Here is a 15351-nt window from a genome sequence, read left to right as displayed (position 1 = left end):
CCCGGCATCCTCGACCCGCTGTGGTCACCTCACCTCCCCCGAAGGACCTCCGCCGGTTGCGGCGCTCGGCCTCGGCGCCACCTCACCTCCTCCTAAGGACCTCAGCTGGTTGCGGCGCTGTGGTGGTTGAGGTCCGGAGGTGTCCCTGAGAGGGCTCAGCCGGGGGTGACGGTCATGAGGCGGTCGTCGCCGTCGCGAGGGGTGCCGCGGCCGTCCTTGTTGCTGGTGCTGATCCACAAGCTCCCGCCCGGGGCGGCGGTGACCGCCCGGATGCGGCCGTAGCGGTCGGTGAAGTGGGCGACGGGGGTGCCGGCGGAGCCGGATTCGTCCAGGGGGATCTGCCACAGGCGCGCCCCGCGCAGCGCGCCCACCCACAACGAGCCGTCCGCGTACGCCATCCCGGAAGGCGACGCCTCGGCGGTGGACCAGGTGAGGATCGGGTTGACGTAGCGCTGGTCGGAGCCGCGCCCCTCGACCTCGGGCCAGCCGTAATTGGCCCCCGGCCTGATCAGGTTCACCTCGTCGTAGGTGTTGGCGCCGAACTCCGAGGCGTACAGGCGTCCGGCGGGATCCCAGGCCAGGCCCTGGACGTTGCGGTGGCCGTAGCTGTAGACGAGGGTGCCGAACGGGTTGCCGGGGGCGGGCGCGCCGTCCTCGGTCATGCGCAGGATCTTGCCGCCGAGCGAGTCGCGCCGCTGGGCCAGGTCGCGGTCGCCGGTTTCGCCGGTGGTGGCGTACAGGAAGCCGTCGGGGCCGAAGGCGAGCCGGCCGCCGTTGTGGATGCCGCCCTTCGGGATGCCCTGGACGAGGAGTTGCGGGTCGGTGAGCCCGTCGCCGTCGAGCCGGTAGCGGACGATCCGGTTGTCCTGTTCTGCGGTGTAGTAAAGGAATATTTGCTGGTCTTTGACCGCCACCCCCATCAGGCCGCCCTCGCCGTCGGGGCGTACCCCTTCGATGGTCCCCAGTTCGCTCACCTTGCCGGCGGGGCTCACCCGCAGCAGCCGGGCCGTGTCCCGTTCGGTCACCAGCGCGTCGCCGCCGGGCAGGAACGCGATCGCCCACGGCACGGACAGCCCCGTCACCACGTCCTTCGGAGCGCCGGGGGCGACGCCGGCCGGCACCGCCGCCGTGGGGAGCACCTCTCCGTTCCCGCTGGAACAGGCCGTCAGGACGGCCAACAGCATGATCGTCCAGAGCTTCCTCATGTGTTCCATACTTACCCCGGAGTCGTAAGGTTCTCGGCATGAAGACCTGGGTTCCGTCCGATTCGTTGGCAGATGTACTGTCCGACCTTCCCGGCGTTGAATGTGCTGTCTATGACGGCACGTCCCCCATGCCGGAAGGGGTGGAGGACGTGGAGGTGTGGGTTCCGCCGCTGGTCCCCGTGCCCGATGTGCCGGGGGCGCTGGCCAGGATGAGCTCCTTGCGGCTGGTGCAGACCGTGACCGCGGGGGTGGAGGCGTACCGGCCCCACATGCCCGCGGGAGCGATGTTGTGCAACGCGCGTGGCGTGCACGACGCGGGCACCGCCGAGTGGGCGGTCGGGGCGATGGTCGCGGTGCTCAGGGAGTTCCCGGGGTTCGTGGACGCGCAGCGCAGGGGCGAGTGGACCTACCACCACACCGACGTCCTGGCCGACTCCCGCGTGCTCATCGTGGGCTACGGCTCCATCGGGGCCGCGCTGGAGAGGCGTCTGGAGGGGTTCGAGGTTGAGGTCGTACGCGTGGCCAGGAGCGCCCGCGACGGCGTGCACCCCATGGAAGAGCTGCCCGCGCTGCTGCCGGAGGCGGACGTCGTCGTGCTGCTCGTGCCCGCCACCGCCGACACCGCCGGAATGGTGGACGCCGCGTTCCTGGCCCGGATGAAGGACGGCGCCCTGCTCGTCAACGCGGCCAGGGGCGGGATCGTCGACACGGACGCACTGATCGCGGAGCTCAAAACGGGCAGGCTGCGCGCCGCGCTCGATGTGACGGCGCCCGAGCCGCTGCCCGAGGGCCACCCTCTCTGGAGCGCGCCGGGCCTGTTGATCACCCCGCACGTCGCAGGCAGCACCCCCGCGTCGGTGCGGCGCACACAGCGCCTCATCCGGGCTCAGCTTGAGCGTTACCTAGCCGGTGAGCCGCTGGTCAACGTCATAACGGACTCATATTGAGAGGATCCCTGAACGTGGCTGGTCCGTGACCTTCGGTGCGTACGGTTACGTTTGCAGGGAGTTCCTGACTCACTGTCAAGGAGCTCTTGGCGGAAATTGGTCTGTGTGGTTATCAGATCGGTGACGACATCGGCGTTGTCACCACCCGCGCACCCGTGACCGCACACACTGGCGAAGTGATCGACCGGGCTTCGGCGGTCGCTGGTGCAGAGTTCTAGACGGGATGGGCAACGACTGTGATCCGCTGGCGTGATCCTCGGGTGCCGCCGGCCGCCGCCGCGGCGGCGGGCGCGGTGGCATTCGCCGCCGTCCTCCTGGCGGATGGCCCGGCCGTGCTCACCGGCGCGGTCGCCGGAGGGGTCGCGGCGCTGATCGCCGCCGCCTCGCTGCTGGTCGCCTCGGTGAGGCAGGCCGCGACGCACCGCCCGACGGCCATGGCCGCGCGGTGGATGGGCGGTGGGGCCGTCATCTGGGCCGCAGGGGTGGCACTGAGGCCGTTCGCCGAAGGCTTCGTGGTCAGCTTCGCCGACCTGTTCGTGCTGCTCGGCACCGTGGTCACAGCGGGCGGCGCGCTGATCGCCGCCGACCGCAGGTTCCCGGCAAGAGTGGCTTTACGGCACATCACGGACGCTTATCTGTGCGCCGCCTCGATCTTCCTGATCGGCTGGGTGCTGGCGCTGCGGCACGTCTACGCCGAGACGGCCGACCCGGCCGCGTTCATCCTGGTCATGGCGCCACCGATGATCGCGCTGCTGGTGACGTGCGCCGTGATCCCGTCGGTGGCCACCAGCAGGTCCTCCGCCTGGTTGTTCGCGCTGACCGGGGTGGGCGTGCTGGCCACCATGACGGTGGCGGGCGTGGGGACGGCGATCGCGCGGCTCCTCGACGGCGAGCCGCTGCTGTGGAGCGTCATGCTCATGCCCGTCGCGTTCCTGCTGCTGGCGGCCGTCCCGTGGGGACCGCGCGTCAAGGAGGCGGGCCGGCCCGTCGTGGGTCACGTGGTCGCGCTCGCGCCGCTGGCCCTGGTGGCCGTGGCCGCCTGCACGCTCCTGGTCCACCAGGCGGGCGGGAAGGCCGGGCCGCCGGTGACCGGCGTCGTGGTGGTCGCCGTCTCCGTGGTGCTGCTCCTGCTGGTGCGCCTGTTCGTGGTCTCGGCGGTCAACGTACGCCTGCGCGGCCTGGTCAAGCTGGGCGACCGGCAGCTCAGGGAGCTGGCGGAGAGCACCGGCGACGTGGTGTTCACCTGCGACTACGAGGGCGTCGTCCGCGAGATCGGCACCGGCGTCGAGGTCACCTACGGCTACTGCCCCGACGACCTGATCGGCGGGTCGATCTTCGACTACATCCACCCCGAGGACGTGCCGGGCATCCAGGTCGCCATGCGCGCGATGCACCTCGACGAGGACGACATCATGCCCGGCGCCTGCCTCATCGCCTGCCGCGTACGCGCGGCCGACGGCACCTGGCGCCCGACCGAGTCCGTGGCCACCCGCCACGTCGGCGGCGATGAGTTGATGCTCGTCACGACCAGAGACGTCAGCGACGAGGTGGCGCTGCGCAACCAGGTCGCCCACCTGACCTTCCACGACGGCATCACCGGGCTGCCCAACCGCGCCTACTTCGAGGAGCGCACCCGCGAGGTCCTCTCGGGGCGCACGGCCGGCAACGTCGCGGTCATCTTCCTCGACCTCGACGGGTTCACCTCGGTCAACGACTCGGTCGGGCACGCCAGCGGCGACTACCTGCTCGGGCAGGCGGCCCGCAGGCTGCGCGGGGCCGTACGCGTCGACGACACGCTGGCCCGGTGGGGCGGCGACGAGTTCGCGGTGCTGGTGGAGACCGGTGGCGACGCGCAGCTCGCGGTGGACCTGGCCGAGCGGCTGGTCCGCGCGGTCTCGCAGGAGCCGTTCCGGGTCGCCGACCGCGACGTGGCGCTGACCGCGAGCGTGGGCGTGGCCTTCACCGAGGACGACACGCCCGCGGGCGACCTCATGCGCAACGCCGATGTGGCGATGGCGCGCTCCAAGGAGCTGGGCGGGCGTCGTGTGGAGGTGTTCGCGGCGCAGATGCACGCCGACGTGGTGCGCCGTCTGGAGCTGGCGGCCGACCTGCAGCGGGCGCTGATCGAGCAGCAGTTCGCGATCGAGTACCAGCCGGTGGTGGACCTGGCGACGTCGCGGGTGACCGCGGTCGAGGCGCTGGTGAGGTGGTGGCGCGGGTCGGTGTTCGTGCCGCCCGAGCAGTTTCTGGGCCCGGCGGAGGACACCGGGCTGATCGTGCCGCTGAGCGAGTGGATCCTGCGCGAGTCGTGCCGCGAGGTGGCCGCCTGGCGGGCCTCGTCCTGGGACATCGGGTTGTCGCTGAACCTGTCGGCGCGCCAGATCATGGCGCCCAGGTTCGTCGAGACCGTGGAGGAGGCGCTGACCGAGAGCGGGCTGCCCGCCTCCTCGCTCACCCTCGAAGTGATCGAGGAGATGCTGGTCGAGGACGCCGAGGAGACGATCAAGAGGCTGTCGGAGCTGCGCGCCCTCGGGGTGCGCCTGGCCATCGACGACTTCGGCACCGGCTACGCCTCGCTGGCCTTCCTGCGGCAGCTCCCGGTCGACATGATCAAGATCGATCCGTCGTTCGTGTCAGGGCTCGGCAAGGACGACACGCTGACCCTGCTCACCCGCACGATTGTGCGGCTTGGGCACGATCTCGGACTTATCGTGGTGGCCGAGGGCATCGAGCGTCCCGAGCAGCTCGATCTGCTGAAGCGGATGGGCTGCACAAGGGGGCAGGGCTTCCTGGTGGCACGGCCGATGGCGGCGCGCGGGGTGGATTCCTTGATGCGTACTAGTCTCACTGTTTGAGACTTGTGTCCACCAAGTTGACACCAGGGCGTTCCGAGCGGCTATCGTGTAAGCCATGCTTCGCAGTGAGATTCTCGTAGTACTTCGCCGGCGCGCAGGCCGATAGCGAAGCACGACGACCTGCGCGCCGCCCCAGATCCACCGCCCGGTGGGAAGGGGCATTTTTTATGTCCTTAAGCGAGTAGCCACGCAAGGAACGAGCCGATGACCGAACGGGTGACAGGTGCACAGGCCCTGGTGAGGGCGCTGGAGCACGTTGGAGTCGACACAGTGTTCGGGATCCCGGGCGGCGCCATTCTGCCGGCCTACGATCCTCTCTACGACTCGACCAAGGTCCGGCACGTGCTCGTACGTCACGAGCAGGGTGCGGGTCATGCGGCCGAGGGCTATGCGCAGGCCACGGGCAAGGTCGGGGTGTGCATGGCGACCAGCGGTCCCGGCGCCACCAACCTGGTGACCCCGATCGCGGACGCCTACATGGACTCGGTGCCGATCGTGGCCATCACGGGCCAGGTGCCCAGCGGGGCCATCGGCACGGACGCCTTCCAGGAAGCCGACATCTCCGGCATCACCATGCCGATCACGAAGCACAACTTCCTGATCACCGACCCGCTGGAGATCCCCCGTACGATCCTGGAGGCCTTCCACATCGCCTCCACCGGCCGCCCGGGTCCGGTCCTGGTGGACATCTCCAAGGACGCGCTGCAGGCCGAGACCACCTTCACCTGGCCGCCGACGATGCAGCTCCCGGGCTACCGCCCGGTCACCAGGCCGCACTCCAAGCAGATCCGCGAGGCCGCCAAGCTGATCGCCGAGGCCAAGCGGCCCATCCTGTACGTCGGCGGCGGCGTCCACAAGGCGCGCGCCTCGGCCGAGTTGCTGCAGCTCGCCGAGCTGACGAACATCCCGGTCGTCACCACCCTGATGGCCCGTGGCACGTTCCCCGACAGTCACCCCCAGCACATGGGGATGCCGGGCATGCACGGCAGCGTCTCGGCCGTCGGCTCGCTGCAGCAGTCCGATCTGATCATCGGCCTGGGCGTGCGGTTCGACGACCGGGTGACCGGCCAGCTGTCGTCGTTCGCGCCGTACGCGAAGATCGTGCACGCCGACATCGACCCGGCGGAGATCTCCAAGAACCGTCACGCCGACGTGCCGATCGTGGGCGACTGCAAGGAGGTCATCAGCGACCTCGTCAGCGCGATCCAGGCGTCCGGCCAGAAGGGCGACTACACCGACTGGTGGACCACGCTGAACGGCTACAAGCAGACCTACCCGCTGGGCTACGAGACGTTCGAGGACGGCTCGCTGGCCCCGCAGTACGTCATGGAGCGGCTGAGCGCGATCGCCGGTCCCGACACCTACTACGTGGCCGGGGTCGGGCAGCACCAGATGTGGGCCTCGCAGTTCGTCACCTACGAGAACCCGGGCACCTTCATCAACTCCGGCGGCCTGGGCACGATGGGCTTCGCCGTCCCGGCCGCGATGGGCGCGAAGATGGGCCGCCCCGACGCCACCGTGTGGGCCATCGACGGCGACGGCTGCTTCCAGATGACTAACCAGGAACTGGCCACCTGCGCCCTGGAGGGCGTGCCGGTCAAGATCGCCATCATCAACAACGGTAACCTCGGCATGGTCCGGCAGTGGCAGACGCTGTTCTACGACCAGCGTTACTCCAACACCAACCTGCAGACGACGCGCCGCATCCCGGACTTCGTCAAGTTGGCCGAGGCCTATGGTTGTGTGGGCCTGCGATGCGAGCGTCCCGAAGACGTGGACGCCGTGATCAAGAAGGCCATGGAGATCAACGACGTGCCCGTCGTGGTCGACTTCGTCGTTCACGAGGACGCCATGGTCTGGCCCATGGTCGCGGCGGGAACCAGCAACGACGACATCAAGATCGCCCGTGACATGGCGCCGAAGTGGGAGAACGAGGATGAGTAGACACACGCTGTCGGTGCTTGTCGAGAACAGGCCGGGCGTTCTCGCACGCGTGTCGGCGCTGTTCAGCCGCAGGGGGTTCAACATCGACTCCCTGGCCGTCGGGCCCACCGAGCACGACGACATCTCCCGCATGACGATCGTGGTCAGCGTCGAGGAACTGCCGCTGGAGCAGGTCACGAAGCAGCTCAACAAGCTGGTGAACGTGCTCAAGATCGTCGAACTCGACCCGACGCAGTCCGTCCAGCGCGAGCTGATGCTGATCAAGGTCAAGGCCGACTCCGAGAACCGCTCGCACGTGCTGGAGCTGGTCAATCTCTTCCGCGCCCGCTGCATCGACGTGGCGGCCGACGCCGTGACCATCGAGGTCACCGGCACTCCCGACAAGCTTGAGGCGTTCATCAAGGTCCTCGAGCCCTTCGGGATCAAAGAGCTCGTCCAATCGGGCATGGTGGCCATCGGCCGCGGCGCCCGTTCCATTACCGACCGGTCCCTCAGGGCACTGGACCGTACCGCCTGAAAGGTTTAGCAAGTGACCGAGATTTACTACGACGACCAGGCCGACCTGTCGATCATCCAGGGACGCCACGTGGCCGTGCTGGGGTACGGCAGCCAGGGCCACGCCCACGCGCTCTCCCTGCGCGACTCCGGCGCGGACGTGCGCGTCGGCCTGCCTGAGGGCTCCAAGAGCCGCGAGAAGGCCGAGAACGACGGCCTGCGCGTGGTCACCCCGGCCGAGGCGGTCGAAGAGGCCAACCTCACGATGATCCTGGCGCCGGACCACATCCAGCGCCACCTGTACGCCGAGCACGTCGCCCCCAATCTCGTCGAGGGCGACGCGCTGTTCTTCGGCCACGGCCTGAACATCCGCTACGGCCTCATCGAGGCCCCTGAGGGCGTGGACGTCTGCATGGTCGCCCCCAAGGGTCCCGGGCACCTGGTCAGGCGCCAGTTCGAGGCCGGGCGCGGCGTGCCCGTCCTCGTGGCCGTCGAGAAGGACGCCTCGGGCAAGGCCCTCGACCTGGCGCTCTCGTACGCCAAGGGCATCGGCGGCACCCGGGCCGGCGCCCTGCGCACCACGTTCAAGGAGGAGACGGAGACCGACCTGTTCGGTGAGCAGGCCGTGCTCTGCGGCGGTGTCTCCGAGCTCATCAAGGCGGGCTTCGACACGCTCATCGAGGCCGGCTACCAGCCGGAGGTCGCCTACTTCGAGTGCCTGCACGAGATGAAGCTCATCGTCGACCTCATGTACGAGGGCGGCATCTCCAAGATGTACTGGTCGGTCTCCGACACGGCCGAGTACGGCGGCTACACCCGCGGCCCGCGCGTCGTCAACGAGGAGACCCGTCAGGAGATGCGCCGCATCCTCGGCGAGATCCAGGACGGCACCTTCGCCCGGCAGCTCGTCGAGGAGTTCGACAGCGGCCAGAAGGAGTTCCAGCGTCACCGCGAGGAGCTGTCCGAGAACGCCATCGAGAAGACGGGCGCCACGCTGCGCCCGATGATGAGCTGGCTCAAGGGCTGATTCCGCGTCTGATGACGAGCCGGCTTCAGGCCTGAGCCTGCTCGGAGCGACGGGCGGGGGCGTCTCCCCCGTCCGTCGCTTTTTTCACACTTTTTCCTTTACGCGCTGCCGTGGCCGACCACCCACCGCACTCCGGCTGACGGCCCTCCAGGGAACGGCCTCTGACCCTTCAGCGGTGACCCGCCGTTACGGAGCGCATTCTTGGCCCTCTAAGTGGTTTCGAGATAGTACGTCTTTACCCAGGTATATCGTTCGATATAGCATCCGATACATGATGAACGCGCGACGCACCCCGGGCGCGGGCCCGACGGGGCGCTTCTTCGGGCCGGGAGAGCTGCGGCTGGCCATCCTCGCCCTGATCGCCGAGCAGCCCGGCCACGGCTACCAGGTCATGGGCCGCCTGGGTGACCGGTTCAACGGCACCTACGAGCCGAGCGCCGGCTCCATCTACCCGACGTTGCAACTGCTGGAGGACGAGGGGCTCGTACGCGTCGAGCAGGAGGAGGGCCGCAAGGTCTACCACGTCACCGACGAGGGCGGGCGGGTGGTCGCCGAGCAGGCCGAGGAGATCGAGCGGCTGTGGGGCCGCGCGGCCAGCAGGGGTGAGTGGGGGATGTTCCGCGAGCCCGAGGCCGCCGAGATCGTCGGCCCCGCGCTGCGCCTGGTCAAGGCGGCCGTGAAGACACTCGCCCATTCCCATGGGGATCCCAGGGTGGTGGAGCGCATTCTGGAGATCTTCGTTGACGCGCGCCGGCAGATCGAGCAGCTCGACCCCAGGAGGAGGTAGTGGTGAGAAGAACCCTGGCGCGCAGGCTGCTCGACCGGATGTTCCTCCAGGGGGAGGTCATCGAGGCCGAGCAGCTCACCGTGAATATGCGGCGGGTCAGGATCGGCGGGGCGGACCTGGCGGACCTGAAGTGGACGCCGGGCCAGCACGTGCGCCTGCTGATCGGCGACCGCGGCCCGCTGGGCGGCGTCCTGCGCACCTACTCGATCTGGCGGTACGACCCCGAGTGGGAGGCCGTCGATCTGATCGGCTACGACCATGGCGGCGACTCGCCGGGCGCCACCTGGCTCAGGACCGTCGAGCCCGGCCAGGAGGTCGCCTTCACCCGTCCCGACGGGGGTTTCGTGGTGCGTGAGGAGGCGCCCTTTCACCTGTTCGCGGGTGAGGAGACGGCGTCGGTGGCGTTCGGGGCGATGTTGCGGGCCCTGCCCGAGGGGGCGAGCGCGTACGGGGCGGTGGAGGCCGACGGGCCGGACGGCCACCTGGACCTGCCTGGGAGCCTGGTGAGGGTGTGCAGGGACGGCGCTCCCGCGGCGAGCTCCGAGACCCTATTGCGGGCGGTCAGGGAGCTGGATCTGCCTGACGGGCCGGGGGTGGCCTACCTGGCGGGGGAGGCGCGGACGATCCAGGCCGTCCGGGCTCATCTGGTGAACGAGCGCGGGTGGCAGCGCAAGGACGTACGGACGAAGCCGTTCTGGACCCCGGGGAGAAAAGGCATGGATTGACCGTGGCCATCACCGTGGACGGACCGGTCATCCTGACCCTGCCGTAGGCTCCCGCATCCCGAACAGGAACCGCGTCACCCTGGTCCGCCGCACCAGCACGTCGTAGGCCGCCACGGTCAGGACGAGCGAGATCGCCACGATCACCAGATACTCCAGGAGGATCGGCGCCCGCCATCCGACCACGAAGTAGGCCACGGCCACGACGATCGGCTGGTGCAGGATGTAGAGCGGCAGCACGGCCGGAGCCAGGTAGGCGGACAACCGCCGGCGCAGCCCAGCCTCCGCCGGCCTGCTCCCTGACGGCCTGCTCTCCGAGGGCTCGCTCTCCGACGGCCCGGCCTCCGAGAGTTCGCTCTCCGACGGGGCGCGAGAGGGGCGGTCGAGGGCGCCGAGGATCGCCACCAGCCAGCACCATCCGGCCAGGCCGTACAGGGCCCGTACCCCGACCGCGAGCGGGGTCAGGTCCGTGAAGGCGTCCGCGCCCGGGGCGTCGCCCGCGACGATGAAACCGGGCACCCCCACAGCCATCAGCACCGCGCCCGCGACGGCCGCGGGCAGCCGGTCACGCCGCATCGCCGCACGGAAACCGGGGTCGGTCACGAGGACGAACCCGTACACGAAGAACGCCAGGTACGCCCACCGGCTCCAGCCGCCGAACGCCTCCTCCAGCCCCACCAGCGCGCAGATCACCGCGACCGGCAGCCCGAGCAGCAGCAGCCCGCCACGCGGCCGTGCGATCGCCGCGAGCCACGCCCGGTCGCGCGGCACCCACCGCGCCACGGGCGCGAGCAGCAGCGAGAACACCAGCAGCAGCACCACGAACCACAGGTGCCCGGTCTCGAAGTACTCCCCGTCCAGGACGAACGGGAAGTCGCTCAGGTCCAGCCGCACCGAGAAGAACTTCGGCAGGAACGCCCAGTAGGACTCGTCGTAGCCGGGCCGGCCGAGCAGCCGCAACCACTGCGGCACCGGGATGATCGTGATCGTGGCGAACACCAGCGGTACGCCCAGCCTGGTCAATCGTTCCCTGGCGAATCCGCCCGCGCCCCGCCGCCGCATCGAATGCCAGGACCCCAGCCCGGCGATGAGGAACAGCAGCGGCATCGCCCAGATCACGCAGAGTGCCGCGATGATGAACGTGATCTCCGTCGTCTCCGCGTTCTTGACGTAGAAGTCGTCACGCGAGTCGAACACCAGCGACGCGTGGAAGAAGACCAGCCCGACGACCACGAGAGCACGCATCGCGTCGAGCTCAGGGCGCCGTTCTGGCGCTAATTGCGCCGATGGCCCGGTACGTGTGGTCATGATCGGCCTCCCCGTAATACGCCCCAGTGTGAGGCCCGGAGAGGCCGCGCGCCATCGGTCACGATTTCCCCACGGCGATGGCGTCCCACCTTCACCCGCGCACACCTGTTCGTCAAGGAAGGCGACCTTCGGCACGATTATCGGCAGCCTCGGTGTTTCCGCAGGTCAAGAGCAGAAATGTGGGCGTTTGTTGGACAGGGGTGAGGGGGAGATCTTCCTCCGATAGCTACGGAGCGTAGTCGAGAGTTATCAGGGAGAAATCGATATGTACAGATCAGGGCTCATCCTGGCCGGTCTCGTCGGGGGGCTGCTCATGTCCGGCGGTCCCGCCCTCGCGGCGACGCCCGACTCGCCGACCGCCGCTTGGCCGCGGGCCAATGAGGACGGGGACAGGAACTTCCTCGTCTGCGGTGACGAGAACATCTTCGCGGACGGAGAGGTCGACAACAGCACCAGCGGCGTCCTCGTCCTCCAGACCGGTGACATCCTGAGCCAGATCCTTGGCATCAAGAGCGAAGACACCAAGTGCGCAGTGAGCTGACGTCAGTCTTCAGCTCTTGAGAAGCGCAATTCAGGGGCCCGCCCACGAGGGCGGGCCCCTTCGCCTTATTTTCAGCCCGTATTTCAGCCCCCGTACGCGAAGGCCGCCTCGAAGGAGTTGCGGGCGATCCGGTCGAGCTGCTCGTCGGTCATCCCCAGCTCCCGTCGCAACGCTGCGTAGTTATCCTCCACATATCCGCCGAAGTACGCGGGATCGTCGGAGTTGACCGTCACGACCAGCCCTTCGTCCAGCATCGCGGGCAGGATGTGGTCGCGCAGGGACGGTACCGCGCGCAGCCGTACGTTCGACAGCGGGCACACCGTCAGCGGGATCCGATCCGCCCGCAACCTGGCCACGAGCTGCGGGTCCTCCATCGCCCGGATCCCGTGGTCCACCCGCTCGACGCGCAGGATGTCCAGCGCCTCCCACACGTAGTCGGGCCCGCCCTCCTCGCCCGCGTGCGCCACCCGGCGCAACCCCTCGGCGGCCGCGATCTCGAAGACCCGGCGGAACAACGACGGCGGATACCCCACCTCCGCCGAGTCCAGCCCCACCCCGATGAACTGCTCCCGGTGGGGGAGCGCCGCCCGCAACACCTGCTCGGCCTCCTCGGCGCCCCGGTCACGCAGGAAACACAGGATGAGCGCGGCCGACACCCCGGAGTCCTTCAGCGCCGCCGACAACCCGCCGAACACCACCTCCAGCGGCACACCCCTGCTCAGGTGCGCCTGCGGGTCGAAGAAGATCTCCGCGTGCCGCACGCCCTGCGCGGCGGCCCGCCGCAGGTAGGCGGCGGCCAGGTCGTAGAAGTCCGCCTCGGTGCGCAGGACCGCCATGTTCTCGTAGTACACGTCCAGGAACGACTGCAGATTCGCGAACGAGTAGCGCGCGCGAATCGCCTCCACGTCGTAGGTCGGCAGGTCGATCCGGTTACGCCTGGCCAGTTCGACGACGAGCTCGGGCTCAAGGGTGCCCTCGATGTGCAGGTGGAGTTCCGCTTTGGGACGCATGGCAACGAGTAAACCGGACCCCGGGTGGTGGGAGGTATCGTGCGAACCTCTGAACTCTCACCCCTTGAGCTGGCATAACATCAGATTTCATGAGGCTGTCGGATCTGCTGGCCCGCGAAGACCTGCGGCTGACGCTGGTGACGGGCGCCGACGTGCTCCACCGGGAGATCCGGCGCGCGTACCCGACGGACCTGCCCGACCCCCGGCGTTACCTGCGGTCCGGCGACCTCGTGCTCACCAGCGGCGTCTGGTACGGCGAGCCGGCCGACTGCGAGCGCTTCGCCGACGCGTTGTGGGCCGCCGACGCCGCCGGGCTGGTCGTCGGCCTGATCGTGCTCGGCGAACTGCCCGAGCAACTGGTCAAGGCGTGCGAGCGCAGGCGGTTGCCGCTGCTCCTGGCCGCCCCCGACCAGGCATTCGGCGCGATCACCGAGGTGGTGACCGTCGAGGGGTTCGCCACCGAGCAGCGCAAGGCCGAGCGGGTCAGGGCGCAGACCCTGCTCGACGTGCTCGGCCAGATCCCGCCCGGTGAGGTGTCGGCGCACCTGCGGCTGCTCGGCGCCGACCCCGGGCTGCCGACCACCGCCATGGCGGTCACGCTGACCGGCGGACCCGAGCTCGACCTGCTCGAGGTGCTGCACGAGGGGCTGGCGAGGAAGGGCCGTCATCTGATCGTCGGCGGCACGCCGCGCGAGGCGATCGTGCTGGTCAACGGCCGGGCCTCACGCAAGAGCCTGACGGACGAGCTGCGCGGCCTGGTCACCGCCCGGCCGGGGACGAACATCGCGGCCGGGATCAGCGAGATGGCCGCCAGCGTGTCGCAGCTCGGCGAGGCGCTGGAGACGGCCCGGCGCGGCATGGAGTCGGCCAGGTCGGGGCCAGGGCCGGTGTCGATCATGTCGCTGGCCGACATCGACAGCTTCGACCTGCTGCTGGCCGCGCTCCCCGCGAGCACGCGCCGCTCGTTCCGCGACCACCTGCTGGGGCCGGTGGAGGAGTACGACACGCGGCACGGCTCCGAGCTGCTGCGCACGCTCGACACCTTCCTGGAGACGTGCGGCTCCTGGCAGCGCACCGCCGACGAGCTGTATGTGCACGTCAACACCCTGCGTTACCGGATGCAGCGGATCGAGGAGCTCACCGGGCGGCGGATGTCGTCGATGCGGGACCGTACGGACCTGTACCTGGCGCTGCGGTCAGGGCAGGCGGCCCGCCACGACACGTCCTCGTGAGACCACGGCCACGATGTTCTCCGTGGCCAGGTCCTCGATGCGCTCCCACGGACGCCCGCGCAACACGATCAGGTCGGCCCCCAGCCCGGGGGCGATGCGGCCCACGGGCAGGCCGATCGAGTCGGCCGCGTCGGAGGTGGCCGCGCGCAGCGCCGACTCCGCGTCCATGCCGAGGATGCGCGTCATGTGCACGACCTCGGCGAGCTGGTCGCCGAACTGCACGTGGTGGCCGTTGGCGTCGGTGCCGAGCACGAACCGCACGCCGAGCGCGGCGGCCTGGGCCAGCAGCACGTTGCGGGTGGCGACCAGTTCGGCGGCCTTGGCCTTCGCCTCCGGCGTGACCGGCACGCGGCCCTCGGCGATGGCCTCGTTGATCAGCAGCGTCGGCGCCACGGGCGTGCGGCGGGCGGCCAGCGTCTCGGCCAGATCCCGGCTCATGAGGGTGCCGTGCTCGATGGAGTCCACGCCCTCCTCGACGGCCACCCGGATGCCGTCCTCGGAGTGGGCGTGCGAGGCCACCGGCATGCCGAGCGCGTGGGCCTCGTCCACGACCGCCCTGATCTCGTCGCGGGTGTAGTTGCGCCAGACGTTCTTGTCGCCGATCGACAGGACGCCGCCGCTGGTCGTGAGCTTGATGCCGTCCATGCCCGCGCGGGCCCAGGTGCGTACGAGCTTGCGGCACTCGTCGGGCCCGTCGGCCGTGGGCTTGCGCAGCGGCGACGCGGGCGGCACGAACAGGTCGTTGTGCCCGGCGGTCATCCCCACCACGCCGTGCACCTGGATGCGCGGCCCCGGCAGCACCCCGGCGTCGAAGACCCGGCGCAGCGCGATCTGCGCCTCGTCGCCCGCCAGGTCGCGCAGCGTCGTGACGCCGTGCCGCATGGCCCGCTGGGCGTGGGCGACGCCGTGCAGCACCTGCTCGTCCCTGGTGGTGGTCAACGGCCAGGTCGCGAAGTCCGGCGGGTCGCCGGAACCGGCGTAGCCGACGAGATGCACGTGCGTGTCCACCAGCCCGGGCAGCACACACAGGTCGTGGTGCGCCGGCGCGGCGGGGCCGACGCCGGTGATCCGGTCGGGCTCCCAGGTCAGGTCGACCGGGCCGCGAAGTTCGGTACCGTCCCAAAGGGGGATTCCGTCGAGTCTCATTTCACGCTCGACGCTACCGGAGCCCCCGGGCGGCTGGAGGGATCTACGGTCCTCACGCCGCCCTCTCGTAGGGACCTACAGGCGCCGCCAGCGCTTTTCCGGGCTTCCCCGCCCGGGGCGGCCGATTGCCCT

Annotated in this window: 13 protein-coding genes; 9 read left to right on the top strand and 4 right to left on the bottom strand. The window is 69.6% G+C overall.

All coding sequences use genetic code 11. The features are described from left to right. Positions 1–155: 155 nt before the first annotated feature. Positions 156–1205: a PQQ-dependent sugar dehydrogenase gene (locus ACFPZ3_RS40915; RefSeq protein WP_379519739.1), complete on the bottom strand. Its 1050-nt coding sequence runs from the start codon at positions 1203–1205 to the stop codon at positions 156–158. Positions 1206–1243: 38 nt separating this feature from the next. Here ACFPZ3_RS40915 and ACFPZ3_RS40910 point away from each other — a divergent pair, with 38 nt between their 5' ends. The 7 genes from ACFPZ3_RS40910 (at position 1244) to ACFPZ3_RS40880 (ending at position 9985) form a co-directional block, all read left to right on the top strand. Beyond that, positions 1244–2152, top strand: a complete 909-nt coding sequence (locus ACFPZ3_RS40910) for a 2-hydroxyacid dehydrogenase (protein WP_379519738.1) — start codon at positions 1244–1246, stop codon at positions 2150–2152. Positions 2153–2388: 236 nt separating this feature from the next. Continuing rightward, positions 2389–5007, top strand: a complete 2619-nt coding sequence (locus ACFPZ3_RS40905; protein ID WP_379519737.1) for a putative bifunctional diguanylate cyclase/phosphodiesterase — start codon at positions 2389–2391, stop codon at positions 5005–5007. A 204-nt stretch (positions 5008–5211) separates the two neighbouring features. Beyond that, on the top strand, positions 5212–6951 hold the full coding sequence (locus ACFPZ3_RS40900) for an acetolactate synthase large subunit (protein WP_379519736.1): 1740 nt from the start codon (positions 5212–5214) through the stop codon (positions 6949–6951). Continuing rightward, positions 6944–7468 (top strand): acetolactate synthase small subunit, encoded by a 525-nt coding sequence (gene ilvN / locus ACFPZ3_RS40895; protein WP_379519735.1) that lies wholly within the window; start codon positions 6944–6946, stop codon positions 7466–7468. The genes ACFPZ3_RS40900 and ilvN overlap by 8 nt, the downstream gene beginning before the upstream one ends. 21 nt (positions 7469–7489) lie before the next feature. Then, positions 7490–8473 carry a ketol-acid reductoisomerase gene (gene ilvC / locus ACFPZ3_RS40890; protein ID WP_379519829.1) on the top strand — a complete coding sequence of 328 codons (984 nt, stop codon included), beginning with the start codon at positions 7490–7492 and terminating at the stop codon, positions 8471–8473. Positions 8474–8744: 271 nt separating this feature from the next. Continuing rightward, the gene (locus tag ACFPZ3_RS40885; RefSeq protein ID WP_379519734.1) at positions 8745–9260 is read left to right on the top strand and encodes a PadR family transcriptional regulator; all 516 of its coding nucleotides are present in this window, start codon (positions 8745–8747) and stop codon (positions 9258–9260) included. 2 nt (positions 9261–9262) lie between these two features. Next, complete coding sequence (locus tag ACFPZ3_RS40880) at positions 9263–9985, top strand: siderophore-interacting protein (RefSeq protein WP_379519733.1); 723 nt, start codon at positions 9263–9265, stop codon at positions 9983–9985. A 27-nt stretch (positions 9986–10012) separates the two neighbouring features. Here ACFPZ3_RS40880 and ACFPZ3_RS40875 read toward each other — a convergent pair whose 3' ends face one another. Next, positions 10013–11290 carry an acyltransferase family protein gene (locus ACFPZ3_RS40875; RefSeq protein WP_379519732.1) on the bottom strand — a complete coding sequence of 426 codons (1278 nt, stop codon included), beginning with the start codon at positions 11288–11290 and terminating at the stop codon, positions 10013–10015. A gap of 265 nt (positions 11291–11555) precedes the next feature. On the opposite strand from ACFPZ3_RS40875, the gene ACFPZ3_RS40870 reads away from it, so the two are divergent. Continuing rightward, positions 11556–11831: a hypothetical protein gene (locus ACFPZ3_RS40870; protein WP_379519731.1), complete on the top strand. Its 276-nt coding sequence runs from the start codon at positions 11556–11558 to the stop codon at positions 11829–11831. 83 nt (positions 11832–11914) lie between these two features. Here ACFPZ3_RS40870 and ACFPZ3_RS40865 read toward each other — a convergent pair whose 3' ends face one another. Beyond that, positions 11915–12841, bottom strand: coding sequence for an adenosine deaminase (locus ACFPZ3_RS40865; protein WP_379519730.1), 927 nt, complete (start codon positions 12839–12841; stop codon positions 11915–11917). 89 nt (positions 12842–12930) lie between these two features. Between ACFPZ3_RS40865 and ACFPZ3_RS40860 the strand changes: the two genes are divergently transcribed. Beyond that, complete coding sequence (locus ACFPZ3_RS40860) at positions 12931–14073, top strand: PucR family transcriptional regulator (protein WP_379519729.1); 1143 nt, start codon at positions 12931–12933, stop codon at positions 14071–14073. On the opposite strand, the gene ACFPZ3_RS40855 is transcribed toward ACFPZ3_RS40860, so the two are convergent. Beyond that, complete coding sequence (locus ACFPZ3_RS40855; protein WP_379519728.1) at positions 14038–15219, bottom strand: metal-dependent hydrolase family protein; 1182 nt, start codon at positions 15217–15219, stop codon at positions 14038–14040. The two genes, ACFPZ3_RS40860 and ACFPZ3_RS40855, sit on opposite strands and share 36 nt — an antisense overlap. Positions 15220–15351 lie beyond the last annotated feature (132 nt).

The organism is Nonomuraea insulae (genome assembly GCF_042656245.1).
Note: the sequence above shows the minus strand (reverse complement) of the source record. Positions and strands in the feature narration are given on the sequence as shown.

Bases quoted from the DNA above. Each gene is read 5' to 3' on its own strand.
- ACFPZ3_RS40915 (WP_379519739.1), bottom strand. From the start codon at position 1,205: ATGAGGAAGCTCTGGACGATCATGCTGTTGGCCGTCCTGACGGCCTGT.
- ACFPZ3_RS40910 (WP_379519738.1), top strand. From the start codon at position 1,244: ATGAAGACCTGGGTTCCGTCCGATTCGTTGGCAGATGTACTGTCCGAC.
- ACFPZ3_RS40900 (WP_379519736.1), top strand. From the start codon at position 5,212: ATGACCGAACGGGTGACAGGTGCACAGGCCCTGGTGAGGGCGCTGGAG.
- ilvN (WP_379519735.1), top strand. From the start codon at position 6,944: ATGAGTAGACACACGCTGTCGGTGCTTGTCGAGAACAGGCCGGGCGTT.
- ACFPZ3_RS40885 (WP_379519734.1), top strand. From the start codon at position 8,745: ATGATGAACGCGCGACGCACCCCGGGCGCGGGCCCGACGGGGCGCTTC.
- ACFPZ3_RS40875 (WP_379519732.1), bottom strand. From the start codon at position 11,290: ATGACCACACGTACCGGGCCATCGGCGCAATTAGCGCCAGAACGGCGC.
- ACFPZ3_RS40870 (WP_379519731.1), top strand. From the start codon at position 11,556: ATGTACAGATCAGGGCTCATCCTGGCCGGTCTCGTCGGGGGGCTGCTC.
- ACFPZ3_RS40865 (WP_379519730.1), bottom strand. From the start codon at position 12,841: ATGCGTCCCAAAGCGGAACTCCACCTGCACATCGAGGGCACCCTTGAG.
- ACFPZ3_RS40860 (WP_379519729.1), top strand. From the start codon at position 12,931: ATGAGGCTGTCGGATCTGCTGGCCCGCGAAGACCTGCGGCTGACGCTG.
- ACFPZ3_RS40855 (WP_379519728.1), bottom strand. From the start codon at position 15,219: ATGAGACTCGACGGAATCCCCCTTTGGGACGGTACCGAACTTCGCGGC.